24 protein-coding genes are annotated in these 22,692 nt (G+C 36.5%); 13 read left to right on the forward strand and 11 right to left on the reverse strand.

The features are described from left to right. Window position 1: 1 nt before the first annotated feature. The 3 genes from BK580_RS20850 to BK580_RS20860 all read right to left on the reverse strand — a co-directional run bounded on the left by BK580_RS20850 (window position 2) and on the right by BK580_RS20860 (window position 4,223). Entirely contained in the window at window positions 2-439 is a 438-nt protein-coding gene (locus tag BK580_RS20850) for a PTS mannitol transporter subunit IIA (protein ID WP_078382192.1), read from the reverse strand. A 1-nt stretch (window position 440) separates the two neighbouring features. Further along, the gene (locus BK580_RS20855) at window positions 441-2,570 is read right to left on the reverse strand and encodes a BglG family transcription antiterminator (protein WP_078382193.1); all 2,130 of its coding nucleotides are present in this window, start codon (window positions 2,568-2,570) and stop codon (window positions 441-443) included. 210 nt (window positions 2,571-2,780) lie between these two features. Continuing rightward, entirely contained in the window at window positions 2,781-4,223 is a 1,443-nt protein-coding gene (locus BK580_RS20860) for a PTS mannitol transporter subunit IIBC (protein WP_078382194.1), read from the reverse strand. Between the two features lie 336 nt (window positions 4,224-4,559). Here BK580_RS20860 and BK580_RS20865 point away from each other — a divergent pair, with 336 nt between their 5' ends. Further along, window positions 4,560-5,123: a tyrosine-type recombinase/integrase gene (locus BK580_RS20865; protein WP_078382195.1), complete on the forward strand. Its 564-nt coding sequence runs from the start codon at window positions 4,560-4,562 to the stop codon at window positions 5,121-5,123. Window positions 5,124-5,388: 265 nt separating this feature from the next. Here the strand turns inward: BK580_RS20865 and BK580_RS20870 are convergent, their stop codons facing one another. Continuing rightward, on the reverse strand, window positions 5,389-6,078 hold the full coding sequence (locus BK580_RS20870; protein WP_078382196.1) for a universal stress protein: 690 nt from the start codon (window positions 6,076-6,078) through the stop codon (window positions 5,389-5,391). Between the two features lie 327 nt (window positions 6,079-6,405). Between BK580_RS20870 and BK580_RS20875 the strand changes: the two genes are divergently transcribed. The 7 genes from BK580_RS20875 (at window position 6,406) to mnhG (ending at window position 12,280) form a co-directional block, all read left to right on the forward strand. Further along, window positions 6,406-8,817, forward strand: a complete 2,412-nt coding sequence (locus BK580_RS20875; RefSeq protein WP_078382197.1) for a Na+/H+ antiporter subunit A — start codon at window positions 6,406-6,408, stop codon at window positions 8,815-8,817. Next, complete coding sequence (locus BK580_RS20880; RefSeq protein ID WP_078382198.1) at window positions 8,814-9,236, forward strand: Na(+)/H(+) antiporter subunit B; 423 nt, start codon at window positions 8,814-8,816, stop codon at window positions 9,234-9,236. Before BK580_RS20875 ends, BK580_RS20880 begins: the two co-directional genes overlap by 4 nt. A gap of 3 nt (window positions 9,237-9,239) precedes the next feature. Further along, a complete protein-coding gene (locus tag BK580_RS20885) occupies window positions 9,240-9,578 on the forward strand; it encodes a Na(+)/H(+) antiporter subunit C (RefSeq protein ID WP_078382199.1) in 339 nt (112 codons plus the stop codon). Further along, a complete protein-coding gene (locus tag BK580_RS20890; protein ID WP_078382200.1) occupies window positions 9,571-11,061 on the forward strand; it encodes a Na+/H+ antiporter subunit D in 1,491 nt (496 codons plus the stop codon). Before BK580_RS20885 ends, BK580_RS20890 begins: the two co-directional genes overlap by 8 nt. Window positions 11,062-11,167: 106 nt before the next feature. Further along, a complete protein-coding gene (locus BK580_RS20895) occupies window positions 11,168-11,644 on the forward strand; it encodes a Na+/H+ antiporter subunit E (RefSeq protein WP_078382201.1) in 477 nt (158 codons plus the stop codon). Then, on the forward strand, window positions 11,644-11,928 hold the full coding sequence (locus BK580_RS20900; protein ID WP_078382202.1) for a Na(+)/H(+) antiporter subunit F1: 285 nt from the start codon (window positions 11,644-11,646) through the stop codon (window positions 11,926-11,928). The genes BK580_RS20895 and BK580_RS20900 overlap by 1 nt, the downstream gene beginning before the upstream one ends. Then, window positions 11,906-12,280 (forward strand): monovalent cation/H(+) antiporter subunit G, encoded by a 375-nt coding sequence (gene mnhG, locus BK580_RS20905; protein WP_078382203.1) that lies wholly within the window; start codon window positions 11,906-11,908, stop codon window positions 12,278-12,280. The genes BK580_RS20900 and mnhG overlap by 23 nt, the downstream gene beginning before the upstream one ends. A gap of 121 nt (window positions 12,281-12,401) precedes the next feature. Here the strand turns inward: mnhG and BK580_RS20910 are convergent, their stop codons facing one another. Both BK580_RS20910 and BK580_RS20915 read right to left on the reverse strand, forming a co-directional pair. Next, window positions 12,402-13,556 carry an ABC transporter permease gene (locus BK580_RS20910; protein ID WP_078382204.1) on the reverse strand — a complete coding sequence of 385 codons (1,155 nt, stop codon included), beginning with the start codon at window positions 13,554-13,556 and terminating at the stop codon, window positions 12,402-12,404. Further along, window positions 13,546-14,298 (reverse strand): ABC transporter ATP-binding protein, encoded by a 753-nt coding sequence (locus BK580_RS20915; RefSeq protein WP_078382205.1) that lies wholly within the window; start codon window positions 14,296-14,298, stop codon window positions 13,546-13,548. Before BK580_RS20915 ends, BK580_RS20910 begins: the two co-directional genes overlap by 11 nt. 169 nt (window positions 14,299-14,467) lie before the next feature. Between BK580_RS20915 and BK580_RS20920 the strand changes: the two genes are divergently transcribed. Next, window positions 14,468-15,166, forward strand: a complete 699-nt coding sequence (locus BK580_RS20920; protein WP_078382206.1) for a LytR/AlgR family response regulator transcription factor — start codon at window positions 14,468-14,470, stop codon at window positions 15,164-15,166. A gap of 13 nt (window positions 15,167-15,179) precedes the next feature. Then, window positions 15,180-16,160: a sensor histidine kinase gene (locus tag BK580_RS20925; protein ID WP_235864087.1), complete on the forward strand. Its 981-nt coding sequence runs from the start codon at window positions 15,180-15,182 to the stop codon at window positions 16,158-16,160. A gap of 66 nt (window positions 16,161-16,226) precedes the next feature. On the opposite strand, the gene BK580_RS20930 is transcribed toward BK580_RS20925, so the two are convergent. Beyond that, window positions 16,227-16,832 carry a methyltransferase gene (locus tag BK580_RS20930; protein ID WP_078382207.1) on the reverse strand — a complete coding sequence of 202 codons (606 nt, stop codon included), beginning with the start codon at window positions 16,830-16,832 and terminating at the stop codon, window positions 16,227-16,229. A gap of 215 nt (window positions 16,833-17,047) precedes the next feature. Between BK580_RS20930 and BK580_RS20935 the strand changes: the two genes are divergently transcribed. Continuing rightward, complete coding sequence (locus BK580_RS20935; protein ID WP_078382208.1) at window positions 17,048-17,431, forward strand: GntR family transcriptional regulator; 384 nt, start codon at window positions 17,048-17,050, stop codon at window positions 17,429-17,431. Window positions 17,432-17,434: 3 nt separating this feature from the next. Beyond that, window positions 17,435-18,538: a DUF1648 domain-containing protein gene (locus BK580_RS20940; RefSeq protein WP_078382209.1), complete on the forward strand. Its 1,104-nt coding sequence runs from the start codon at window positions 17,435-17,437 to the stop codon at window positions 18,536-18,538. A gap of 64 nt (window positions 18,539-18,602) precedes the next feature. Here the strand turns inward: BK580_RS20940 and BK580_RS20945 are convergent, their stop codons facing one another. Then, window positions 18,603-20,132: a DHA2 family efflux MFS transporter permease subunit gene (locus BK580_RS20945; protein WP_078382210.1), complete on the reverse strand. Its 1,530-nt coding sequence runs from the start codon at window positions 20,130-20,132 to the stop codon at window positions 18,603-18,605. A gap of 182 nt (window positions 20,133-20,314) precedes the next feature. Here BK580_RS20945 and BK580_RS20950 point away from each other — a divergent pair, with 182 nt between their 5' ends. Then, window positions 20,315-21,199 (forward strand): TetR/AcrR family transcriptional regulator, encoded by an 885-nt coding sequence (locus tag BK580_RS20950; protein WP_078382211.1) that lies wholly within the window; start codon window positions 20,315-20,317, stop codon window positions 21,197-21,199. 129 nt (window positions 21,200-21,328) lie between these two features. Here BK580_RS20950 and BK580_RS20955 read toward each other — a convergent pair whose 3' ends face one another. Genes BK580_RS20955 through BK580_RS20965 form a run of 3 tightly spaced genes read right to left on the reverse strand, consistent with a single transcriptional unit; the run spans window position 21,329 to window position 22,497 of the window. Further along, window positions 21,329-21,826, reverse strand: coding sequence for a small multi-drug export protein (locus tag BK580_RS20955; protein WP_078382212.1), 498 nt, complete (start codon window positions 21,824-21,826; stop codon window positions 21,329-21,331). Beyond that, window positions 21,823-22,278, reverse strand: coding sequence for a hypothetical protein (locus tag BK580_RS20960; RefSeq protein ID WP_078382213.1), 456 nt, complete (start codon window positions 22,276-22,278; stop codon window positions 21,823-21,825). The genes BK580_RS20955 and BK580_RS20960 overlap by 4 nt, the downstream gene beginning before the upstream one ends. Window positions 22,279-22,296: 18 nt before the next feature. Further along, window positions 22,297-22,497: a helix-turn-helix transcriptional regulator gene (locus tag BK580_RS20965; protein WP_078382214.1), complete on the reverse strand. Its 201-nt coding sequence runs from the start codon at window positions 22,495-22,497 to the stop codon at window positions 22,297-22,299. Window positions 22,498-22,692 lie beyond the last annotated feature (195 nt).

Below are 22,692 nucleotides of genomic sequence, written 5' to 3' on the forward strand. Positions count from 1 at the left end.
ATTAGTTGACTCCTTCAAAAAATTCTAAAATCTCTTCTTGAGAAGTAGCAGCAACAATTTTCTGGACATTTTCTTCTTCGGAGCAAACAATCGCAATTTGAGAAAGAATATCTAAATGTTCATTATCCTTTCCAGCGATTCCGATTAGTAACTTCACTACATTCCCTTCACCAAATTCAACACCATTTGGCACTTGAATAATGGCAATCCCGGATTCTTTCACTGCCTTTTTCCCTTCTTCGGTACCGTGTGGAATAGCTACAAGATTCCCCATATAAGTTGAAGTTAACGCTTCACGCTCTAGCATTTTTTCAATATAAGAAGGTTCTACATAACCGCGCTTTACTAATAGATCACCCGTCATTCTTATAGCCTCTTCCTGTGTTTTTGCAGTAGCATTTAATTGGATATTTTCTAATGATAAAATTGATAATGACATGTTATACACTCCTTAGTTCGTATAGTTTTTCATAGAAGAAATGGTTTAATTTTGCTGCTAGATAAGAGGAAATTTCCCTCTCGTCTTGCGATTCAAACAATCGTATACTTTGTTCATTTTCTATAATGGTTGCACTAATTTGACTTAACACCTCTAAACCAGCTACATCGATGGATTCAGGAGCCACTAAGATTAAAATCGTTTTTGCCTTCATCTCTGATGCATCCATCGCCTTAATAGTTAGTGGCTGAACAAGGGTGTAGACTATTAAGGCTGGTTCTTTCACCGCTTTGCTCTTCGCATGAAATAACGCTAGCTCGGTTCCTGGAATTCCAAGTCCTCCAAGCTTTTCCCGCTTCAATAAATCTTGTAGCACCGTTTGCTTATCCATGATAATTTGCTGTTCCCATAGAAAATCACATGATAGTTCCAGCAACTGTGGTATTTCACGAGGTTTATCACCTTTTAGCACAGTAAATCCTTTTAATATTGTAGTAATGGTATTTGAGTATTGAGACAGCTTTTGCATCAATTCAATCGTTTGTTCTTTCGGTGCAAAAGACTCCACTTCAATTTCTGAAGGTTGTCTTATAGGAGACTCCATTAATTGCATTTTCGTATGTTGATGAATATACGTTTTCACTTTTTCCACTTCATCTGTTGTTAAGATAGGGTTTACTACTATATAATCCTTATCAATTTCAGGTAAACGCATGGTGGATAAAATGAGGTCATACCTTTGATAGTCCATCTGTTGGAGTTCGAATAACGAAACATTCCTGCACTCCTTGATCTCTGGTATTTCTTTTTGTAATCTTGTCGCTAACATTTTAGAAGTTCCAATTCCACTTGAACATACTACTAAAGCTGTTAATGACTTCCGCTCCTGTCTCCCAATTAATACAGAGCCAAAATGCATAACTAAGTAACCAATCTCTTCATCAGGAACATCTAAATCGGAGAAAATAATTCCGACACCATCTTTTACTATGGAGAATAACTCGCTATAATCACTCTTTATTCTTGCTAATAGTGGGTTACTAATCCCCATATTTTGTTTAATTCGAAATAGAGCAGGACTTAAATGTGCTACCAATCCTTGCAATAGAGAGCGATTATCCGATAGGTCCTGATGCACTCTATTACTAACATAAGTAATTAAGCTCTTTGCTTGAAGCGCGATTTGTAAGCTAGTGTCTTCAATAAGATATTCTTTGTCGAGCCTTAATTTCGCACCAAGCAAATGCATCGTAATATAGCCAATTTCTGCTTCTGGAATGCTAGTCTGGAATACTTTTTCTAGCTTATCAATGATTTTCCTTGCAACTTTAAACTCTGGAGTTCCATGCAATCTATCTAAATAACCTTGATCAATCGAAATATTTTCTCCGCGTAAAATCCGCTCCATCGCTAAGGCAAGGTGGACAACAAGACCCATGTAAGCACTATCCGCAATTGAATAAGGTAACTCTTTGTTAATTTCATCTACTGCACGTTCGACAATAAGCAAGTTATTTTTATTCACTAGGCCTAACAGCCGCTCTGAAATAGAATTATGCTGTTGGAAGGTTTTCTTTTGAATGTTTTCTCTGATAAGTGATAATAAATCAAATTCATCGACATTTTCTGAAATAATTTTGCTCATTGCTTTTCTTTTGGCAGATTCACTTCCAACAATTTCAACTCCATAGCCTCGCTTGCGGATAAGCTCAAGATTACTTAATTTTTTCAATTGTTCCTCGACCTTATTCAGGTCATTGCTAATCGTAGCTATCGTAACGTTTAAATCATTGGCAATGGCAATCAGTTTCACCGGCTCTGTCGATTCTAGAAGGGTGCAAAGGATAATTAATTGCCTTTCATCTGCCGTGTACTGATTATGGCTAACATTAAATAAAAATAATTTAAGTTCCTCTATATGCTCCGGGTCTCCAATAATCTGAATCCCAACACCTGATTTCTTGATTAAAGATAGTTCATAGTGCTGTAAAGTTTCTTCTACATCTTTCAGATCACGGTGAACGGTACGCGGACTAACATCAATCTCATTTGCAAGATCCTTTACCGTGATTTCCTGTTCAGATGATAATAGAAGTTCCAATATTTGTCTTTCCCTAGCCGTAATGTACATCCTGTTCACTCCAATACTTATTCCAATGAATGGATGATGACAAAATTAAAGTACCCTGACTATAGTTTTATCATAATCTACTATTTTTATTGATTCAACAAAAGGAAAATGAAGATTCGTCTCAATCATTGTTGCCAAAATCGAAAAGCGAAGCTAAACAAATCGAAAAAAGGGATAGAGTGCACATTACATCACCCCATCCCCTTCTCTCTATTTTAATTTTTCAATTAGCTCATCGTATTTTGCACTGTTCAAAAAGTTTTCTACTGAAATATGAGTAGCAGTAGGCAACTTCTCCATGGCTCTATCAGTTAAATCTTTATGTGTAATGACAATATCTGCGTCATTAGGAATATTACTAATAGATGAATTTGTTACATCAATTTCTAACCCTGCTTTTTTCACTTTATTCTTTAGGACCGAAGCCCCCATCGCACTAGAGCCCATTCCCGCATCACAAGCGAAGATTATTTTATTAACTTTCTTAAAGGAAGGTTCTTGCACTTGATTTCCTTCGATTTCTTCTACTGTTTCTTTAGTAACCAATACAGATGCTCTACTTTCTTTACCTTTTAACTCAGATGTCTTATCAGTAGCTTTTACCAAATCGTCTTCTTCAATTGCTTTTGTTCCTTTCAAGATTACAGATGCAATGAGGAAAGATACAACAGAAGCAACTAATACTCCTGCAATTACTGGCAAGAATCCACCTCTAGGGGTCAGAGCCATTATCGCAAAGATACTTCCTGGCGAAGGAGCTGCCACTAATCCACCATTAAATAGAATTAACGTGAACACTCCTGCTGCTCCACCACCAATTGCCGCTAATATAAGAGCAGGTTTCATTAAGATATATGGGAAATAGATTTCATGAATCCCTCCAAAGAAATGGATAATGGTTGCACCTGATGCAGACTGCTTTGCCATTCCTTTACCAAAAAGCATGAATGCTAGTAAGATCCCTAAACCAGGACCAGGGTTTGCTTCTAAAAGGAAAAGAATCGACATTCCTTCTCTTGCTGCTTGCTCAATTCCAATTGGACCTAGGATTCCATGGTTAATGGCGTTATTTAAGAACAATACTTTTGCCGGTTCAATGATAATACTTGCAAGAGGAAGTAAATTCGCTTGAACTAACCCTTCCACACCAGCTGCCAATGTCTTATTTAACGTTAATACAATCGGACCTATTCCGATATATCCGATAATTGTAAGGATACCTGCGATAATACCCGCAGAGAAGTTATTGATAAGCATTTCAAATCCAGACTTCACTCTTCCGCCTAGGACTTGGTCAAACTTCTTAATTGCCCAACCTCCTAGAGGCCCCATCAGCATCGCGCCTAAGAACATCGGAATATCAGCCCCGACGATAACCCCCATCGTTGCAGTGGCACCAACGACTCCTCCACGCAAATCGTATACCATTCTACCACCAGTAAAACCAATTAATATCGGTAATAAGTAAGTAATCATTGGACCTACTAGTGTAGCTAGTTCCTCATTGGGCCACCAGCCTGTTTCAATAAATAAAGCAGTAATTAATCCCCAAGCGATAAACGCTCCGATATTCGGCATTATCATCCCACTTAAGTGACTGCCAAAACGCTGTATTTTAACTTTGATATTTGAATTTTTATCTTTAGAGCTCATCTAAAATTGCCCCCTTTTCCCATTAAATATATTGCTTTTCTCTCATTAATAATAAAGCGGTTTCATAAAAGAATCCACGTATAGAAAAGCCTTATTTGGCAAACTAATTGTTGACATCATTAAATAACGTTGATTTCACTTCTTGATGTGCCTTGTTCACTACAATAAATGAGAGGATGCCCTTAACGAATGTACATATTACTTTACCCGATTGTACAAGCAACAGGTCTCTTGAATGATATGTCATTTGCGTGAATTTTTGAGCATATCTTTTTAATGTTACATATTTTATGGTATACTAGTAATTAAGTAACCTTATATTATGGAGAGAATAACATGGAGTATGTTGATCCGATAAGAGAAATTGAAAAAATCAATGCAATTAAAGTCAAATTAAAGAAGCAGTCATTACGAGATTTATTGCTTTTTGTTTTTGGCATTAATACAGGGATACGAATTAGTGATTTGCTTAATCTTAAAGTTGAGGATGTTCGGGATGGATTTGGCTTAAAGGAGTTCCTCTGTCTACACGACTCTAAAAGCGAAGATGCGAAGTCATTTTATTTAAATAATAAAGTGAAAATCGTATTGCAAGAATATTTGATTAGCCACGAATTCAATAATTGCGATTACCTTTTCAAATCAAAAAAAAACAACCTTCCGATTACACGACAACAAGCTTACCGAATCATTAATACAGCAGCTAAAGAAGTGGGGATTACTGGCAAGATAGGGACCCATACGCTTAGAAAAACATTTGGCTATCATGCTTATAGGAAGGGTATTGCTATATCGATACTAAAATCCATTTTCAATCATCAAACTCCAGCTGAAACTTTACGATATATAGGAATAGAAAAAGATGATCACTATCAAATTAAATTAGATGTAAATTTATAGAATAGCTATTCTAATAAAACACAAAAACTTCTAGAATTGGTTGGGCACCACATCTAGAAGCCGTATTACTTACATTTAATGAAAGAAAATGATATCTTAAAAAAATCCTCCCATGCAAAAGCAATCGGAGGATTGGATAAAACAAGATTTTATTTCACCATATCAAAAGATGTTTTCGCAAAGATTGTTGTTTTTCGTACCTCACACCGTCCACGTAACGAAAATCAACAAATTTTACGAAAAGAGCCTAGTTAAAAAATAAAAATTACTGATCACAGTCATCGATTTTTGATAAGGCATCACTTAATTTTTGAGGTTCCGTAACAAGGTCATCTGTAACATGAACTTGAAGGGTTTGTTTATTTTTCATAAATTTGAATACACCGTTATTAAAATCCGTTCCGATTTCTTTAAAGAAAATACCTTCAAAATCAACATCTCTTGTATGATTGAAGCTAAGTCGATATTTGTCTTCTACTTTGACAAGATAAGCCCTGACGCCCTTTTCGAATTGTCCTTCATGATCTTTAAGTGCGCGTGCAACCGAAATAACATGAAGATCTATAAATGGTATTTCACGTAATAGGGTATTAACGATGGAGCCTTTAGCAATTTGCTCCCAACGGCTTTGGGCTGTTTGTCCAAGAATAATCTGAGTTATATGTTTTTCTCTCGCAACTTCAGCAATCACTTTAGTAACAGGTCTTTTTTCATTGTCTTTAAGAATAAATTCTTCTGCGTTATGATCTTCGGCTAGTTGCTTCCATCTAGCAATATAATCGGATTTCTCCGCATCTAGTTCGTCAAAACCTTTTGGATCAATCGTTAATATATATAGTGGGCAATCAAGCATACTCGCAATTTTACACCCACGTTGAATGAGGCGCTCACCATTTGGACCATAATATACACAGACTAGGATGCTTTCATCCATACGTCCTTTAATTTTTTTCAATTTAGTATCACCTCGTATTGATTGGGAACTTTAGAAACTATATGTTCCTTTAAACTATTTATGACTATAGCTCACTGACCTTTATAATGTCAATCTTAAATTGCCATTTATTATCACCATATATACCCATTTAAAAAATGATTATATCATCAAGTATTATATTAAGTATATAGAGGATAATTAATAATTAAAATAGGAAATGTTTTTTTTGAAATAAAGGAACACAATTAAGTTGTTCCCTGTTCTTATTTAAGAGTATTTTATTAGTTTCTTCTTATTATACTGACCCACTATATAAAAAGAATTTATTGTAAGGGGGATACATAGTTGTCTTGGTTACACATGATTATTTTACTTCCATTTATTTATGCTATTTTAGTTCCGGTTTTTTATAAGCTATACTCCCCTCGGATACATACCGGGTGGTTTGTATTACCTATCCCTGCATTCATCTTTATATATCTACTTCGATATATATCACCTGTCTCCCAGGGAGATGTAATATTTAATACTGTTCCTTGGATTCCATCTTTAGGGATAAATTATACAACAGCCATGGATGGCTTAGGATTAATATTCGGATTGTTAATTACTGGAATCGGCGCGCTTGTTATTTTGTATTCCATTTATTACATGTCGAAAATACGCGAAGCACTCCATAATTTCTATGTGTATTTACTACTATTTATGGGTGCGATGTTAGGACTTGTTTTCTCTGATAACATCTTTGTTCTATATGTCTTCTGGGAGCTAACAAGTATTTCCTCCTTTTTATTAATCGCTTATTGGTATCAACGTCAGAAATCTCGTTATGGCGCTCAAAAGTCATTACTTATTACTGTTTTTGGTGGATTAGCGATGCTAGCTGGATTCATTTTGCTTTCAATGATTACGGGCACTAACAGTGTGAGGGAAATGATAGCACAAGTTGATGACATCTCAGCAAGTGGATTGTTTGTCCCTGCCATGATCTTAATTCTACTTGGAGCATTTACAAAATCTGCACAATTCCCTTTCAGCATCTGGTTACCAGATGCAATGGAAGCTCCTACTCCAATCAGTGCGTACTTACACTCTGCGACAATGGTTAAAGCAGGGATTTATCTTGTTGCTCGGTTTACTCCTATTTTCGGAGGAACCTTGGAATGGTTCTGGATCGTATCCGTAATAGGAATCATTACCTTATTATGGGGATCAGTTTCTGCGGTAAAGCAAACAGATTTAAAAGCTTTATTAGCGTACTCCACGATTAGTCAACTAGGCTTGATAATGAGTCTTCTTGGTTTAGGTTCTGCTTCCATGTACTTTGGGTATAGTCAGGAATCAACCATGTATACAGTTGCTATGGGAGCTGCAATGTTCCATTTAATTAATCATGCCACTTTTAAAGGCTGTTTGTTTATGGTTGTCGGGATCATTGATTATGAGACTGGTACCCGTGACATCCGTCGCTTAGGCGGTCTAATGACCCTCATGCCAATTTCTTTTACGCTTACCGTAATCGGAAGTTTCGCCATGGCTGGTCTACCTCCGTTCAATGGATTTTTAAGTAAAGAAATGTTTTTCACAGGCTTACTAAACGCCAATCAATTGCCTATTTTCGGCATGGGTACCTATGGGATAATTTTTCCTGTGATTGCATGGGTAGCAAGTGTGTTTACATTTATCTATTGTATGATAATTGTGTTTAAAACGTTTACTGGGAAGTATCAACCAGAAAAACTGGAAAAGAAAGCACATGAAGCTCCAATTGGAATGTTAATTCCTCCCGTTGTGCTAGCTTCTTTAGTGGTCATTATTTTCTTTTTCCCTGCTCTTATATCAGAAAGCTTACTTAAACCTTCTCTGGAAGCGATTTTGCCAGGATTCACTCAAGATGGTGCCTTTACCTTTATCACTAACATTCATCCTTGGCATGGCTGGACTCCTGAATTGTTTATGACCATCGGCGTTGTATTATTCGGGGTGTTACTGTACATCTCACATAAAAAATGGTCTTGGATCTATCGAATTGCTCCTGACGCATTTTCACTCAATTACCTATATAATTGGAGCCTTGAAAAAGCGGAATCTAGCTCTCGAGGTATAACAAGACAGTATATGACTGGTTTTATCCGTGACTATTTAGTGTATATCTTTGCTTTTTTCAGTGTGATTCTTTTAAGCTCTATTTGGGTATTAAAAGGCTTTTCGTTTGATGCTACTAATAATGCATCGGTTAGCATTTATGAAGCTATTTTGGTTATTGGAATGGTCATTGCAGCACTAGCTGTCCTTTTTTCAAAATCACGCTTAACCGCTATTATCTCGGTAGGAGCACTAGGGTACATTGTATCTCTATTGTTTGTCGTTTTTCAGGCACCAGATTTAGCTCTAACACAATTGGTTGTAGAAACAGTAACAGTTGCTCTATTTCTACTATGTTTTTATCATTTACCTGAGTTTCGCAAAGAAAGAACTCGCGTACGCTTTCGATTAACGAATCTTTTTATTTCACTAGGTGTGGGGATAACCGTAACATTGATTGCGTTGTCTGCCCAAGGGAATCGCCTGTTGGAACCAATTTCAAGCTACTTTGAAGGGTCTTATGAACTTGCAGGGGCAAAAAATATGGTAAATGCCATTCTTGTTGATTTCCGTGGGTTTGACACTTTGTTAGAAATTCTTGTATTAAGCATCGCTGGTCTTGGAGTATACACATTAATTAAACTTCGTTTAGCAGAGGGGGATAATAAATGAAACCGAATGATTTGATTTTACATTCCGTTACAAAAGTAGCTACATTTATTATCCTAACATTTTCGATTTATCTCTTTTTTGCAGGTCACCACAATCCTGGCGGAGGATTTATAGGAGGACTTGTAACAGCATCTGCTTTGGTACTACTATTCCTTGCATTTGATATTGATACAGTTAAAGAATATATACCCGTGGACTTTAAGATGGTCACAGCAATCGGAGTATTATTGGCTGTACTTACAGGGGCCGGTTCATTTTTATTTGGTGCCCCCTTCTTAAGCCAAACTTTCGACTATTTTGATCTTCCTGTTTTCGGAAATGTGGAATTAGCTACTGCAGTTATTTTTGACGTGGGTGTTGCCCTAGCCGTTATTGGAACGGCCGTTACGATTATATTAAGCATAAGTGAGGCGGAATAAGCTATGGAAACATTAATGTCTTTCCTAATTGGTGTGCTTTTCACAATAGGAACTTACTTAATCCTCACCAAAAGCCTGTTACGCATCATATTAGGTACATCCATTATTGGTCATGGAGTTCACCTGCTCATACTTACAATGGGTGGATTAAAGCAAGGAAGCGCACCATTACTTGGTGGGGATTCTATTTCATTCACAGATTCTTTACCGCAAGCACTAATATTAACTGCTATTGTAATTAACTTTGCAGTCACTTCTTTTTTCTTAGTGTTAGCGTTTCGTACTTATCAAGTATTGGGTACTGATGATATGGATAAATTGAGGGGTATTGAAGATGAATAACTTAGTCATACTACCAATTATTATACCGTTTATTGCCGGAATGACGATGGTCATCTTTCGAAAGAACATCATATTTCAAAGATGGTTAAGCATTCTGTCAATACTAGCTATTGGCCTAGTTTCTGTTGTTTTAATAAATCAAGTTAGAACTGAAGGAATTCAGACCCTTCAGGTAGGCGGATGGCAAGCTCCATTTGGGATTGTCTTGGTCGCTGATATGTTCGCTGTTTTGCTAATAGTGACATCCTTTGTCGTGTCAATTGCTTGTTTAGTTTATGCATTCTATTCTATCGGCAAAGAGCGAGAATCCTATTATTTCTATCCTTTTTATCTTTTTCTTATTACAGGTGTAAATGGATCTTTTCTAACAGGTGATTTATTTAACCTTTTTGTTTTCTTTGAAGTAATGTTAATTTCCTCTTACGTACTAATTACTTTGGGAGGAACAAAGGTACAGCTAAGGGAGTCCATTAAATATGTTCTCATTAATGTTATCTCTTCCTTTCTATTCCTTGTAGCTGTTGCTTATCTTTATGCAATAACTGGTACCTTGAATTTAGCTCACCTCTCCCTAAGAATTGCAGAGGTAGGACAGGATGGACTCATAACAACTGTTGCGATTTTGTTTTTAATTGTGTTTAGCTTAAAAGCGGCTCTCTTTCTATTCTTCTGGCTACCTGGGTCCTATAGTGCACCGCCTACTGCTGTAGCTGCAATTTTTAGTGCCTTATTAACAAAGGTTGGGATATATGCGATTTTCCGCATGTTTACACTCGTGTTTTATCATGAGCCCCAAATAACTCATGTGTTAATTGGAATCATGGGGGCTTTAACCATGATCCTAGGTGCTATTGGTGCGATTGCGTATTGGGATGTCAGAAAAATATTGGCCTATAATGTCATTGTATCTGTAGGTTTTATCATTGCTGGATTGGCTTCCTTTACCTACTCAGGTATGTTGGGTTCTATCTACTATTTGATACACGACATCATCATTAAGGCATTGATATTCCTTATTGGTGGAACAATGATTTGCCTCGCTGGTACTTCCAAATTGAAAGATATTAGTGGTCTTATTCGTAATCATCCATACTTAGGATGGATGTTCTTTATCACTGCCCTTTCACTGTCAGGTATACCTCCATTAAGCGGATTTGTCGGGAAGATCTTCATTACCCGTGGAACCTTTGAAGCTGAATTATTTTGGCTAGGAGCGATTGGCTTCATAACCAGTTTAATGGTGTTATATTCTGTTATGAAAATATTTATGAACGGCTTTTGGGGAGAAACGAATCTAAGTGTAGAGATGGAAAAAGGCTCAACAAGAGGCGTCATCATTCCAATTGTCTTTCTAACGATGGTAACGATTGGTCTTGGTCTTGGAGCAGAAGGAATTCATGCTTATGTTAGTATTGCTACAGAAGGTTTATTGAACCCTAGTATATATATTGAGGCCGTATTTGGTGATAAACTGATACCTTAGAAATACGGTTAAGGGATAGTGCTTATCCTCCATCTCAAAGCAAACAATTGGATGAAGATAAGCACTATCAAATACAGTTTTACATTAATTGAAAGTGGTGGTCCAATTGCCCGTACAACTGTTAATTAATCTTACCATTGCATTTTTATGGATGTTTCTTAATGATGCATGGAATGTTCTTACTTTTTTTAGCGGATATTTAGTTGGCTTAGCTATTATATTTGGGATGAGACGTTTTTTTCCTACTTCCTTTTATCTGAAAACTATCTTTGCCATTATTAAATTGTTTCTAGTCTTTCTTAGAGAGTTAATTTCTTCGAGTGTTCTCGTAATTAGTCAAATAATGCAACCTAAATTAAAAATTAGACCAGGTGTGTTTACTATTAAGACAGAGTTGGAGGGTGAATGGGAAATTACCCTGTTAGCTTTACTACTAACTTTAACACCTGGTTCCGTGGTTCTAGAAGTATCTCAAAGTGGTAAGGAATTTACCATCCACGCAATGGACATACCAGCATCTAGTGATAGTGTTCGTAGGGCGAAGGATACCTTCGAGAGGGCAATTAAGGAGGTGACCCGTTAATGTTTGATTTTATCTTGTTACTTGCACTAATATTTCTAGCTCTTTCTATTCTAGCTGGGATTTATCGAGTAGTTCGGGGACCATCTATGCCTGATCGGGTAATAGCGTTAGATACGATCGGTATTAATTTGATTGCAGCGGTGGCCATTCTATCCATACTTTTGAAAACCTATGCATTTCTAGAAGTCATCCTATTAATTGGTATCCTCTCTTTTGTAGGAACCATCGCCTTTGCTAGATTTATTGAAAGAGGTGTTGTCATTGAACGCAACCGTAATCAGTGAGGTAATTGTTGCTGTGTTAATTCTTATTGGAACATCCTTTAGTTTGCTTAGTTCCTTTGGATTAATTCGTTTACCAGATGTATATACTCGTTCACATGCGGCTACGAAAAGTGCAACACTAGGTGTTCTTTGTACCTTATTTGGGGCGTTTCTTTACTTCTGGATATCAGATGGATATATCAGCGTTCGTTTACTTCTTGGAATATTTTTCGTATTCCTAACAGCCCCTGTTGCTGGTCATATGATCTGCCGGGCAGCATTCTTAACAAACACACAAACAGAAAACCTCATAATGGAGACAGAAGAAACCGAAGAAAAAGTCTCCAAGAAGCTTGAAAGAGCACAAAACTAACTAAAGCGATACTAACAGAAAAGCCTGCTCTCCCGTTGTAACGATGGGAGAGCAGGCTTTTTTACGGACTTTATCAGATTAACGTAGTGAGGGACAGGCACCAAATATAGCACCAAACAGATTAATTCATCACCCACTTATCCTTCATAAACATTATCCTACCAATGACCAATGCTACGATAATGCAAAGTAAGTTACTAGCAAGCATTATGCCGAAGTGCTGATAGTCAATAATACCGAAACTCAATTCCTTCATAATCGCAAACACATTTATAAATGGGATAGCAAAGTGCTGAAGGGTTAATTCGTTTACTCCAATTCCACTAATAATCATTAGCGGAAATATTGCCACTAGTAAAGTCGGAGTGCTATAGCTTTGGGATTCTTTTACTGTCTTTCCAACGATACTTGTTAACGTAAGCAACGTCGCAATAAACATTGCATAGACAATAGACACGAGAAGCGCAAAACCAATCACTTCATAGACATTATCACCAAAGGAAATAGCCGCTTTGAGATTTTCAGTTAAAAGCATTATTTCAAGGACAACAACAAACAATGTCACAATACCCGTTAGAGCACCTATCGAAAAGATGGTTAACCACTTGGCCATAAGAAGTGTCATTCTGTTTACAGGTGTCATTAATAAAGCTTCCATCGTTTTCTTTTCTTTCTCCCCAGCAAAAAGGTCTGATGCTGAAGGTGAAGCTCCTATTCCGATAGCTAATGATAAAATTAACGGAATTAACAATGCCAAAAGATTAATACTCGAGTCTTCTGAAAGTTCTTTTTGATCGATTGTAAAAGGCTGTATTTGTTCTAGAGTGGTACCCCGTTCTTCCAAACGATCGGCAATGACAGACTTTTCATAGACAGATAATGCGGTTGTGACTAAATTCATTAGGTTAGAAGAATTTTTGCTAAAAGAATCTCCAATCACAGTTGCCGTGGCACTCCCACCATTTGCTATATTGTCTAAAAAATTCGGATTAAGTAGTAGGGCTGCTTGTGCCTCACCTTCTAATAAGGCTTCTTCAGGATTCTCCGACTTCACGAAATTAATATTTTCATATCCAATAAAAATACTCTCTTCAGCAGCAAGGAAGGATGACTCTACTGCAAGTGTATACGTTTCTCCTTCCCCATCCGAAGCTAAATTTTCATAAAAAAGAACAAGGGCTGTCATCATGATGATTGGTAGTAATACAGATAAAAACAATGTACGGCGGTCTCGGAAAGAATCCTTCATTTCTTTAACATAAATTTTACGAAGCATAGTGATTGTTCCCCCTTACCAATTTACTCATAAAAATATAATTCAAATCTCGGTTTCCTTCAGATTGATAAAGCTGTTCTAAATTTCCATGATGCACAAGTTCTCCTTTATGCATCATTGCTACAGTGTCACAAAGTAGTGACACTTCCTCCATAATGTGACTGGAAAAAATGATGGTCTTCCCTTCACGCTTCAACTGATGCACAAGCTGACGAAATACATTAGAAGAAGTGATATCTAATCCTGTTGTAGGTTCATCAAATAAAATAATTTCTGGATTATGAATAAGCGTTCGAGCAATCGCCACCTTTTGACGCATCCCTTTCGAAAATTCCCCTACTTTACGGTTCAAGTAATCCTTCATCCCAAACATCTTGGACAAATCATCTATTCGAACTTTTGTCTCATGTTTGCTTAATCCGTAAAGCGTTGCAAAATATTCGAGATTTTCACGAGCAGTTAAGCGATCATATAAACCGGTCTCCCCACCAAACAAAACCCCAATTCTCTTTTTAATTTCATCTGGATTCTTCTGCGTATCAAAACCATGAACACGAACGCTACCTTCAGTAGGACTTAAAAGAGTCGCAACAGTTCTTAGTAATGTTGTTTTTCCTGCACCATTCTCCCCAAGCAGCCCTACAACTTGCCCTTTTTCCACTGTAAACGATACATGCTTTAATGCAGTTACATATACTTTTTTATCTTGGAATTGCTTCGTTACCTTCTGAATCTCAATCATGTTTCTCCCCCTCATTTGTGAATTTCTTGTCTTTATCATACAAACAATTCCATCATGAATCTCTAGTTATGTCGCGAATATTCCATTTGATGTCGCCAAAAGTGACCATTCTCCGTTTAGAGATGGTAAAATAAAGATATTGTGAAGAGTATTTGGTGAGGTGTGTAAGATGAGAATTGGGCTTGTAGACGACAGATTTATAGATTTAGACAAACTAAACGGCATTGTAAGTGGAATTCCTAATATCGAGGTTATCTTTTCCACTCAGTCAGCTGAAGAAGCTTATGAGCATATAAAAAAAGAAGGCATCGACCTTTTAATTGCCGATATTGAAATGCCTAATCTCTCTGGGTATGAACTCGCAGACATCATCCATTCTCACGCGCTCAATATTTCGGTTATTTTTGTAACTGGCAGTAGCGGCTATGCCGTCCATGCTTTTGAACTCAACGTCCATGACTACATTATGAAACCATATACAAAAGACCGGCTGATTAAATCTGTAGAGCGACTCCTCGAGAAGTCCAAGTCAGCAGAAATTAATGGTAGACTTTTTATTAAACAAAAAAATGACATCCATATTATCCAAAAGAAAGATATTGTATTTATTGAGCGTTCTGGTCGATCGACAACTATCTTTACAAAATCCGGTCACATAAAGACTTATCAAACCTTAAATGAATTAGAGGGGGAACTAAGAGAGCGCGATTTCCTCCGCTCACATCGATCCTTCATTATCAACATTCATCATATTAAAAACTTCTCACTCTATGCGAAGAACTCCTATATCGTTACGTTCGAAGGAATGGAAGAACAAGCAATGATTACAAAAGAAAAAGTAGAGTTTCTACAGCAGAATTACTTTTAGAGGGGATGTTAGTTTGAAAACAACATTCATATATTGGGCATTCCTAACATTGCTGGGAATTACTCATCTGCATGCACTATTTAGCGTGTTCACTCTCGATATACCGATATTTGTACCAATCCTACTATCCTTAATCGTTATCTTCATCTTGTTTAAAAGAATGATTTTGGAGATTGTTGAGCTGGGAATTTTATGGAATATACTACTATGCTTGATGCAGCTATCCTTACTTTTTATCTACATATATACAGCACCGTCTTGGATCTATCTTGTACCATTTCTCATCTTCATCGGCTTAGAATATATGAGAAAGAGTAGCGCAAATAAAGTCGCTTCTCTTGCTCGTAGTCTCCAACAGTTTGAAGAACAACAAAATCAAATAAATGAAACATTCCGCATCGTTCGTAGCGAGCGGCATGACTTTTTGAAGCATGTCTCGGCTGTCCATTTCATGCTTGAAAACAAACAGTACCATGAAGCGAAAACTTATCTGGATCAATTAGTAGATGGTTATGAGGAAACAAATCTTTCTATAAGAGGAGAACGAGGTATTGTAGCAGGAGTTCTTCATCAAATGTATCGCCAAGCACAAAACAAGGGCATCGCTGTTGTTTATGATTTAGACTTGCCCCTCTCGACCTTACCACTATCTGATCAACATATCGTAGCTCTTCTAGGCAACCTCCTGTCAAACAGTATGGACGCCTGTGAAGAATGGCAGAGCAAACATCATGAACAAGCCTTGCTGACACTACAATTTTACAAAAGAAGTGGATTGTATCTATTAACATGTAAAAACAATAGCCTTCCCATCCCATCCTCCATATTGGATCAACTGTTTCATTCATACGGGAACACAACGAAAGGAAATGGCCATGAAGGGCTTGGCACAAAGATGATGAAGGATATTGTAGAAGAGCATAAAGGCTTTTTAGATTTCACTTATAAAAAGGAAGAGTTTTTAGTAAAAATAAAAATTCCTGAGATTAGGTAGAGTCCATACCTTGCACCCTTCATAATTGTATTAACCAAAATTAAATTTAGTATCATCGCATTACTTTCAATACGTCAGTTGATAAACAACAATGCGCTCATTCATATTTTGTTCATAACTAGGCAACGGGACTTCAACCTTTAATTCGAAGGAAGGATGGTTTTCTAAAAAGAAGAGATAGTCCGCTGATGGATAATATAGAATGAGCTCTATATGACGATATGATTGTTCAACTGAAAGTAAAATATTATCGATGACATTCCGGAAGATTTGAACAGTAAAAGGATTAAAAAAGTAAAAACGGTTATCGAGTGGGTGAATATCGTATTCTTCAGCCAAACAACTGATAAATGAAAGATTTTTTGGAAACGCTTTATACTTTTCAAAGTAATGCTCACGATTATCTAAAGCTTTTTGATAAAACGTTTCATCCATTTCAATTCCTACTACTGTTGCCTTTACTTCATAATGAAGAAAAAAGTTCAATCTCCCCTTTCCACATCCAAAGTCCACTACCCTATCACTGCTTTTCAGCTCATAACTTTCTAATAATTTTTGTAGTGCGAGATAAGGAGTTGGTTCATAGCGATGATAATGAAAAGATGGATGGAATCCCTTTTGTTTTTCTGTCGTGTTTATATTCAATAACTCCTCATAATTACGTTCATTCATGTTTTTGCTCCATTCTCTAACATTCTTTTTACTATAATGATATAGAGTTTCCCCCATTCAGAAAAGCACTATTTTTCAAGTCTCGATTCCAATGAGAAAACCCTCTAACAATACTGACATATCGAAAAATTATCTACAGCCTATTTTAATTTTGTTATACACATAACAGAACAGTTTTGTTATAATATATATATAACAGTTAGGGGGGTGAACACTTGTTTATCCAGATTGAACCTCAATTAGATATACCAATTTATGCTCAATTAAGAAATCAAATCATGGAAGGAATAGTACGAGGAGAACTAAAGCAGGGAGACGTTCTTCCATCCGTACGGTCTCTTGCAGCTGATTTAGGTGTAAATATGCATACGGTCAATAAAAGTTATCATGAGTTGGAGAACAAAGGGATCATTCGAATTGTTCCAAAGTCTGGTGCGGTTATCTGTTGGCAAGCGGAAGATAATGTTCCTGAAGATCAGATTGAACAGCTCTCACAGGTATTGAGGCCCGTAATTGTAGAAGCCTTAGTACTCGGAATGAACGACCGTCATATTGATGAATTAGTGAAGTCTATTATTTCAAATGTAAAGGGGGAATAACCAATGGAGTGGATTCTTTTATTGGTTACAAGTATTTTTCTGATTATTGTTCAAACCGCAATTCCTTTTCTAATGAAGCGGACGGTTGTGTTTGGCGTCACCGTTCCAATAGAAAAAACAAAAAGCAAAGAGCTAATGCGCTACAAAAAATTATATACACTGATTACGTTCATTTTCTCTATTATTATTTTGTTTTTGTTTTTTATGTGGGCAACTTTAACCTCACCTACCGAAAATAACCTTGTCCTATTAGGTACAATGATTCCATTCGCTATCATTATGGGGAGCCTTTCTCTCTACTTCTACTTCCACGCAAAAGTAACACGGCTAAAAATAAAAGATCGATGGTTTCAAAATAGAAAACAAGTAAAAGTCTCAGATTTAGCTATTCGCACTCAGGATGAAATGCTCTCTTGGATATTGTTTACGATTCCTATGTTTATTACATTCGGACTTATCATCTTCACGGCAATTAACTACCATCAATTTCCTAATCAAATTCCGATACACTGGGGTCCAGATGGGCCTGATGCCTTTACAGCTAAAAGCATCGTTTCCGTATTTTTATTACCTTTGACTATTTTAATCATGCAAGGGATGTTCTTAGGAATAAATGAAATGACAAAGAAATCCGGAATCAAACTTCGGGCTACAAGTATCCATACTTCTCGCATGAGACAATTAAGATTACGAAAATATTCTAGTTGGTTATTATTTACCTCATCTGTCCTCATAACGATGATGTTTACTTTTTTACAGATCACTATTCTCCATGAAAATTTAGCTCATGATTTTATCAACATTCTTTTACCAGTCATCATCTTGATTGTCACTTTGGGTGCTACTGCCTTTTTCGCAATCAAAGTTGGAAAAACGGATTCAGATCTTGATATGGAAGTGGTAGATGATACGAAGCATGAAAAAATTATCGAAGTGGATGAGGACCAGTTTTGGAAAGGCGGCCTCATTTATTTTAATAAAAATGACCCTTCGATTTTCGTTGAAAAACGCTTTGGAATTGGCTGGACTTTAAATTTTGCACGACCGCTTGGGTATGTAATTATATTTGGTCCTATTGTTTTACTTTTACTTCTAACATTTGCCTAATTTCCTTAAAGTGAAAACTTAAGGCTGACCCATTAAAATACTTGGGTCAGCCTTTTTCATTCCCTTAATTCTCGACTAATTTTTTTTCGACTACAGGTGTAGCGGGTTTTTCATCCAGTGTTTCTTCCGCCTTTGTTACTCGTTTAATAAAGAAAGCAAGAATAAAGGCGACAGCTGCGATAAAGACAGATATAAAGAAGGCAAAGTTAATTCCTTCTAATGTTGCCTGCATCATAACTTGCTGCTGCATTGTTGCAATTGCTTCCTCAGTTGGGTTGGCACCTAGATTACCCATTCCAGTTGCGGCAAGCTCCTTTGCATAACTTTCTGTACGGTTAGACATAAGCGTTACTAACAATGCTGTACCAATAGCACCAGATACTTGCTGTAAGGTATTGTTCATTGCTGTTCCATGTGGATAGAATCGTGCAGGTAACTGATTTAAGCCATTAGTAGATACAGGCATAAATACCATTGACATACCAAACATTCGAATGGAGTACAACAAGGTTAATTGGGTATAGGTAGTTTCAAAAGTTAACTGACTGAAGTAGTAGCTTGTTACAAGCGTAATAAATAGTCCAGTTACGGCTAAAGCTCTTCCCCCATATTTATCAAATAACTTCCCAGTAATTGGCGACATAAGAGCCATAATAATTGCACCTGGTAACATCATAAGCCCAGCATCCATTGGAGATATTCCACGTAATGTTTGCACATAGATTGGTAATAATATCATCCCTGAAAACATAGCCATCGTGATGACCATTGAAATGGCCGAAGATAAAGCAAACATCGGATATTTAAAAATTGTAAAGTTGAGCATTGGTTTTTCTTGGCTTTGTTGACGTAAAATAAACCAAACTAACGACGTAACTCCCACTATTATCGTTCCATAAACTAAGGGACTATCCCAGCCTTTTGAACCTGCGGAACTAAATCCATATAATAATCCGCCAAAACCTAAGCTTGATAGTAAAACGGAGAAAAGATCTAATCGAATCGTTGAACTATCCTTTTTATCTTTCAGTAAGAATATCCCCATTAATAAAATAATAATAGCAATCGGTGTTACAAAATGGAAAAGCATTCTCCAATCATAATGCTCAATTAACCAGCCAGATAAGGTAGGTCCGATGGCAGGTGCTCCCATCATGATCAAACCAAACATCCCCATTGCTGTTCCCCTTTTCTCGATTGGGAAGCTTACGAGCATAACATTCATTAAGAGTGGCATTAAGATTGCTGATCCTGATGCTTGAAGCATACGACCCGCCAATAACACTGGAAATACATGAGCGAAGCCAGCAAGGATTGTTCCTATTGTAAATAGACCCATCGCTACTATAAATAAATGACGTACCGAATATTTTTGAATTAAAAACGCTGTCGTCGGAATTAAAATCCCATTCACTAACATGAAGCCAGTAGTCAACCATTGAACGGTTGGTGCCTCTACCTGTAACTCCTGCATAATTGAAGGGAGCGCGATATTTAGTAACGTATTATTTAAAAAAGCTATAAACGCTCCAACCATTAGAATAGCAAGAATTCCATATGGTGGACGGTTAGTGTTGTTTGTAGTTTGCTGCATTGTTTTTCCCCCACATTATACTTATAGTACATTATTTTATACCTTTATTTCATAGTGTATATATCTTATACCATGCGTTCATTTTTATCAATCAGAAAATCTTGTATATTTACTGGTTTGTGTAACCATTCAAAATCATGTACTATTATTTTGTACCAGTAGTCTAACGATAAGGTGATGTAATGAATGATAGAAAGCAGCATGTTATAACATGCGCCCACAAACTTTTTATAGATAAGGGGTTCCAGGCAACCTCTATCCAAGACATTTTGGAATTTAGCGGGATTTCTAAGGGAACCTTCTATAATTATTTTGCGTCAAAGAACGAGTTATTAATTGAACTTTTTAGAAGCCTATATAAAAAAATGGAACAAGAACGCAATGAATTGTTAATTGGTCAAGATTCTGCCAATATCACTATTTTCATTCAACAAATAGAACTTCAAATGGAAACAAATCACTCCAACAAGTTAATCTCTCTTTTTGAAGAAGTTTATTTTCTAAATGATAAGGAACTTAAGGAGTTTATCAAACGCGGCCAAATTAGAATGATTCGTTGGATTTACCAGCGATTCTTAGAAATATTTGGTGAGCAGAAGCGCCCCTATTTATTAGACTGTTCCATTATGTTCTTGGGAATTCTAAATAATAATATAAGATTTTTCGGGATGGCCTATGAAGCAAAAATCGATATTCATCGAGTTGTCCGTTACAGTGTGGAAAGAATTGTGAAAATCGTTCATGAAGTAGCAGAATCAAAGGACTACTTACTACAACCAAGTATATTAGAGCGCTGGGCACCAGATACGCAGAATAAAAATCAGGCAACTCAACATGAAGTAATGCAAGTAATAATAACGTTAAAACAGGCGGTTCAAAATAAAAAAGATCAACTCAAATATACAGAGCTATTAGATTTCATCCATGATGAGCTTCTCCATTCAAAAAAACCGAGGAAGTTTCTCATTGATAGTGCTGTCGTAACCTTGAAAGATACACCTACACCATTCCCAACAAAAGAACTCCAAACGCTTGATCAACTAATGAAGGAATATTTTAAAGAGTAGTTTACCTATTTAGTTTGGATATTAGTAATTCACCACTTCAATTGACTGAGACAAGACAAAAAAAAATCACCTGCAGAATTAACTACAAGGTGATTTTTTGCGTTATTCACTTAACAACTTGCAAAGCGCTCATTCCGTATCTAATAGGTCAGTTAAAAATCCATCACGTCCTGTTTGATTAAATAGAAAGTCAATTCCGTAGTGTGAAGCGATTCCCATACCCACAGTCCAGACAATAACACTGAAGGTCATCCAAATTGTAATTTGCTTACGAGTGCCTCCAAAGCTCATCGCCAAAATTACTCCTAGATGACTTCCGATTAGTATTGGAGAAACAAAAGCTAACCCAGGAAGACCATACTTCTTCCATATAGTTGCTGCTCGCTTCTCTCTTTTCTCCGACACTTCTTTGCCCTTTTTCTCCTTACGTCTTTGAAGCCATAATTTCACTCGATCTATCAGCAATATTAGCAACCAAATTGTAAGAATATTACCCAAAAACGCTAGGATAGTTACTGGTAGAGCTGGCAGTCCTGCTGCAACTCCTATCGGTATAACGCCAACTACCTCTAAAAATGGGGTAGCTCCTAATAAAAATACAATTATATATGCAATATAAATACTCATTCTATCTCCTCCGAATCATCTTTAATATATTTTCTTTCTTCCCACCAATAAATAGCGTATTGAGACATTCCCATCACAAAAAGCATAACGAGCAACATACCAGGGCTTGGATTGAATATCGTTAATATAATAATGGCAAATGGAACCGCAAAGGAATAAAACATATACACTTTTCGACAAGCCTGAAAAGTAACCCATTGCTTCCCTTCATCCTCTTCTTTGAATTCATATGGAATCCATAAAGCGAAACTGATTTTGCGGCTAGGATTTTTTTTATTATGAACATAGACTAAAAGGTAAAATAGAACAACTACACTTAAAGTCCCTATGGAAACGATTGCTGCATATGGTCTAAATTCTTCTGGGGAATAATTGTGTGACCAAATCAATCCACCTAATATAAAATAACTGAACATCATACTTAAAGGAGAGCGTATTATTCTTTCGAGCATTATTCTTTAACCTCCTTCTTAACTACTCTTAATCCAAAATACTTCTTCCACTGTTGTTTCAAATACTTGAGCAATTTTTAAGGCAAGTATAACGGATGGAGCATAGTCCCCTTTTTCGATTAATCCCACTGTCTGTCTAGAGATACCCACTTTTGTAGCTAGATCACTTTGAGTCATTTTAAATCGTGCTCTGAGTTCTCGAACTTTATTTTCCAACATATACAAAACCCTTTCGCGATTACTCTGAAATCAGTGTAACATATGCGTTACAAAATGTAAATGATTGTTGTCATTTTGTATATTATCATTAGCATATATGGAAATAGGAAAATAGGAAATCTCACTTATTTATAGTAAATGGATAAGAAGTAATATAATATTAAGTATATTTAGGTGGTTTTCAAGGAGTGTTTA

The sequence above is a fragment of the Sutcliffiella halmapala genome, from assembly GCF_002019665.1.
In the GTDB taxonomy this organism is placed as follows: Bacteria; Bacillota; Bacilli; order Bacillales; family Bacillaceae_I; genus Sutcliffiella_A; species Sutcliffiella_A halmapala.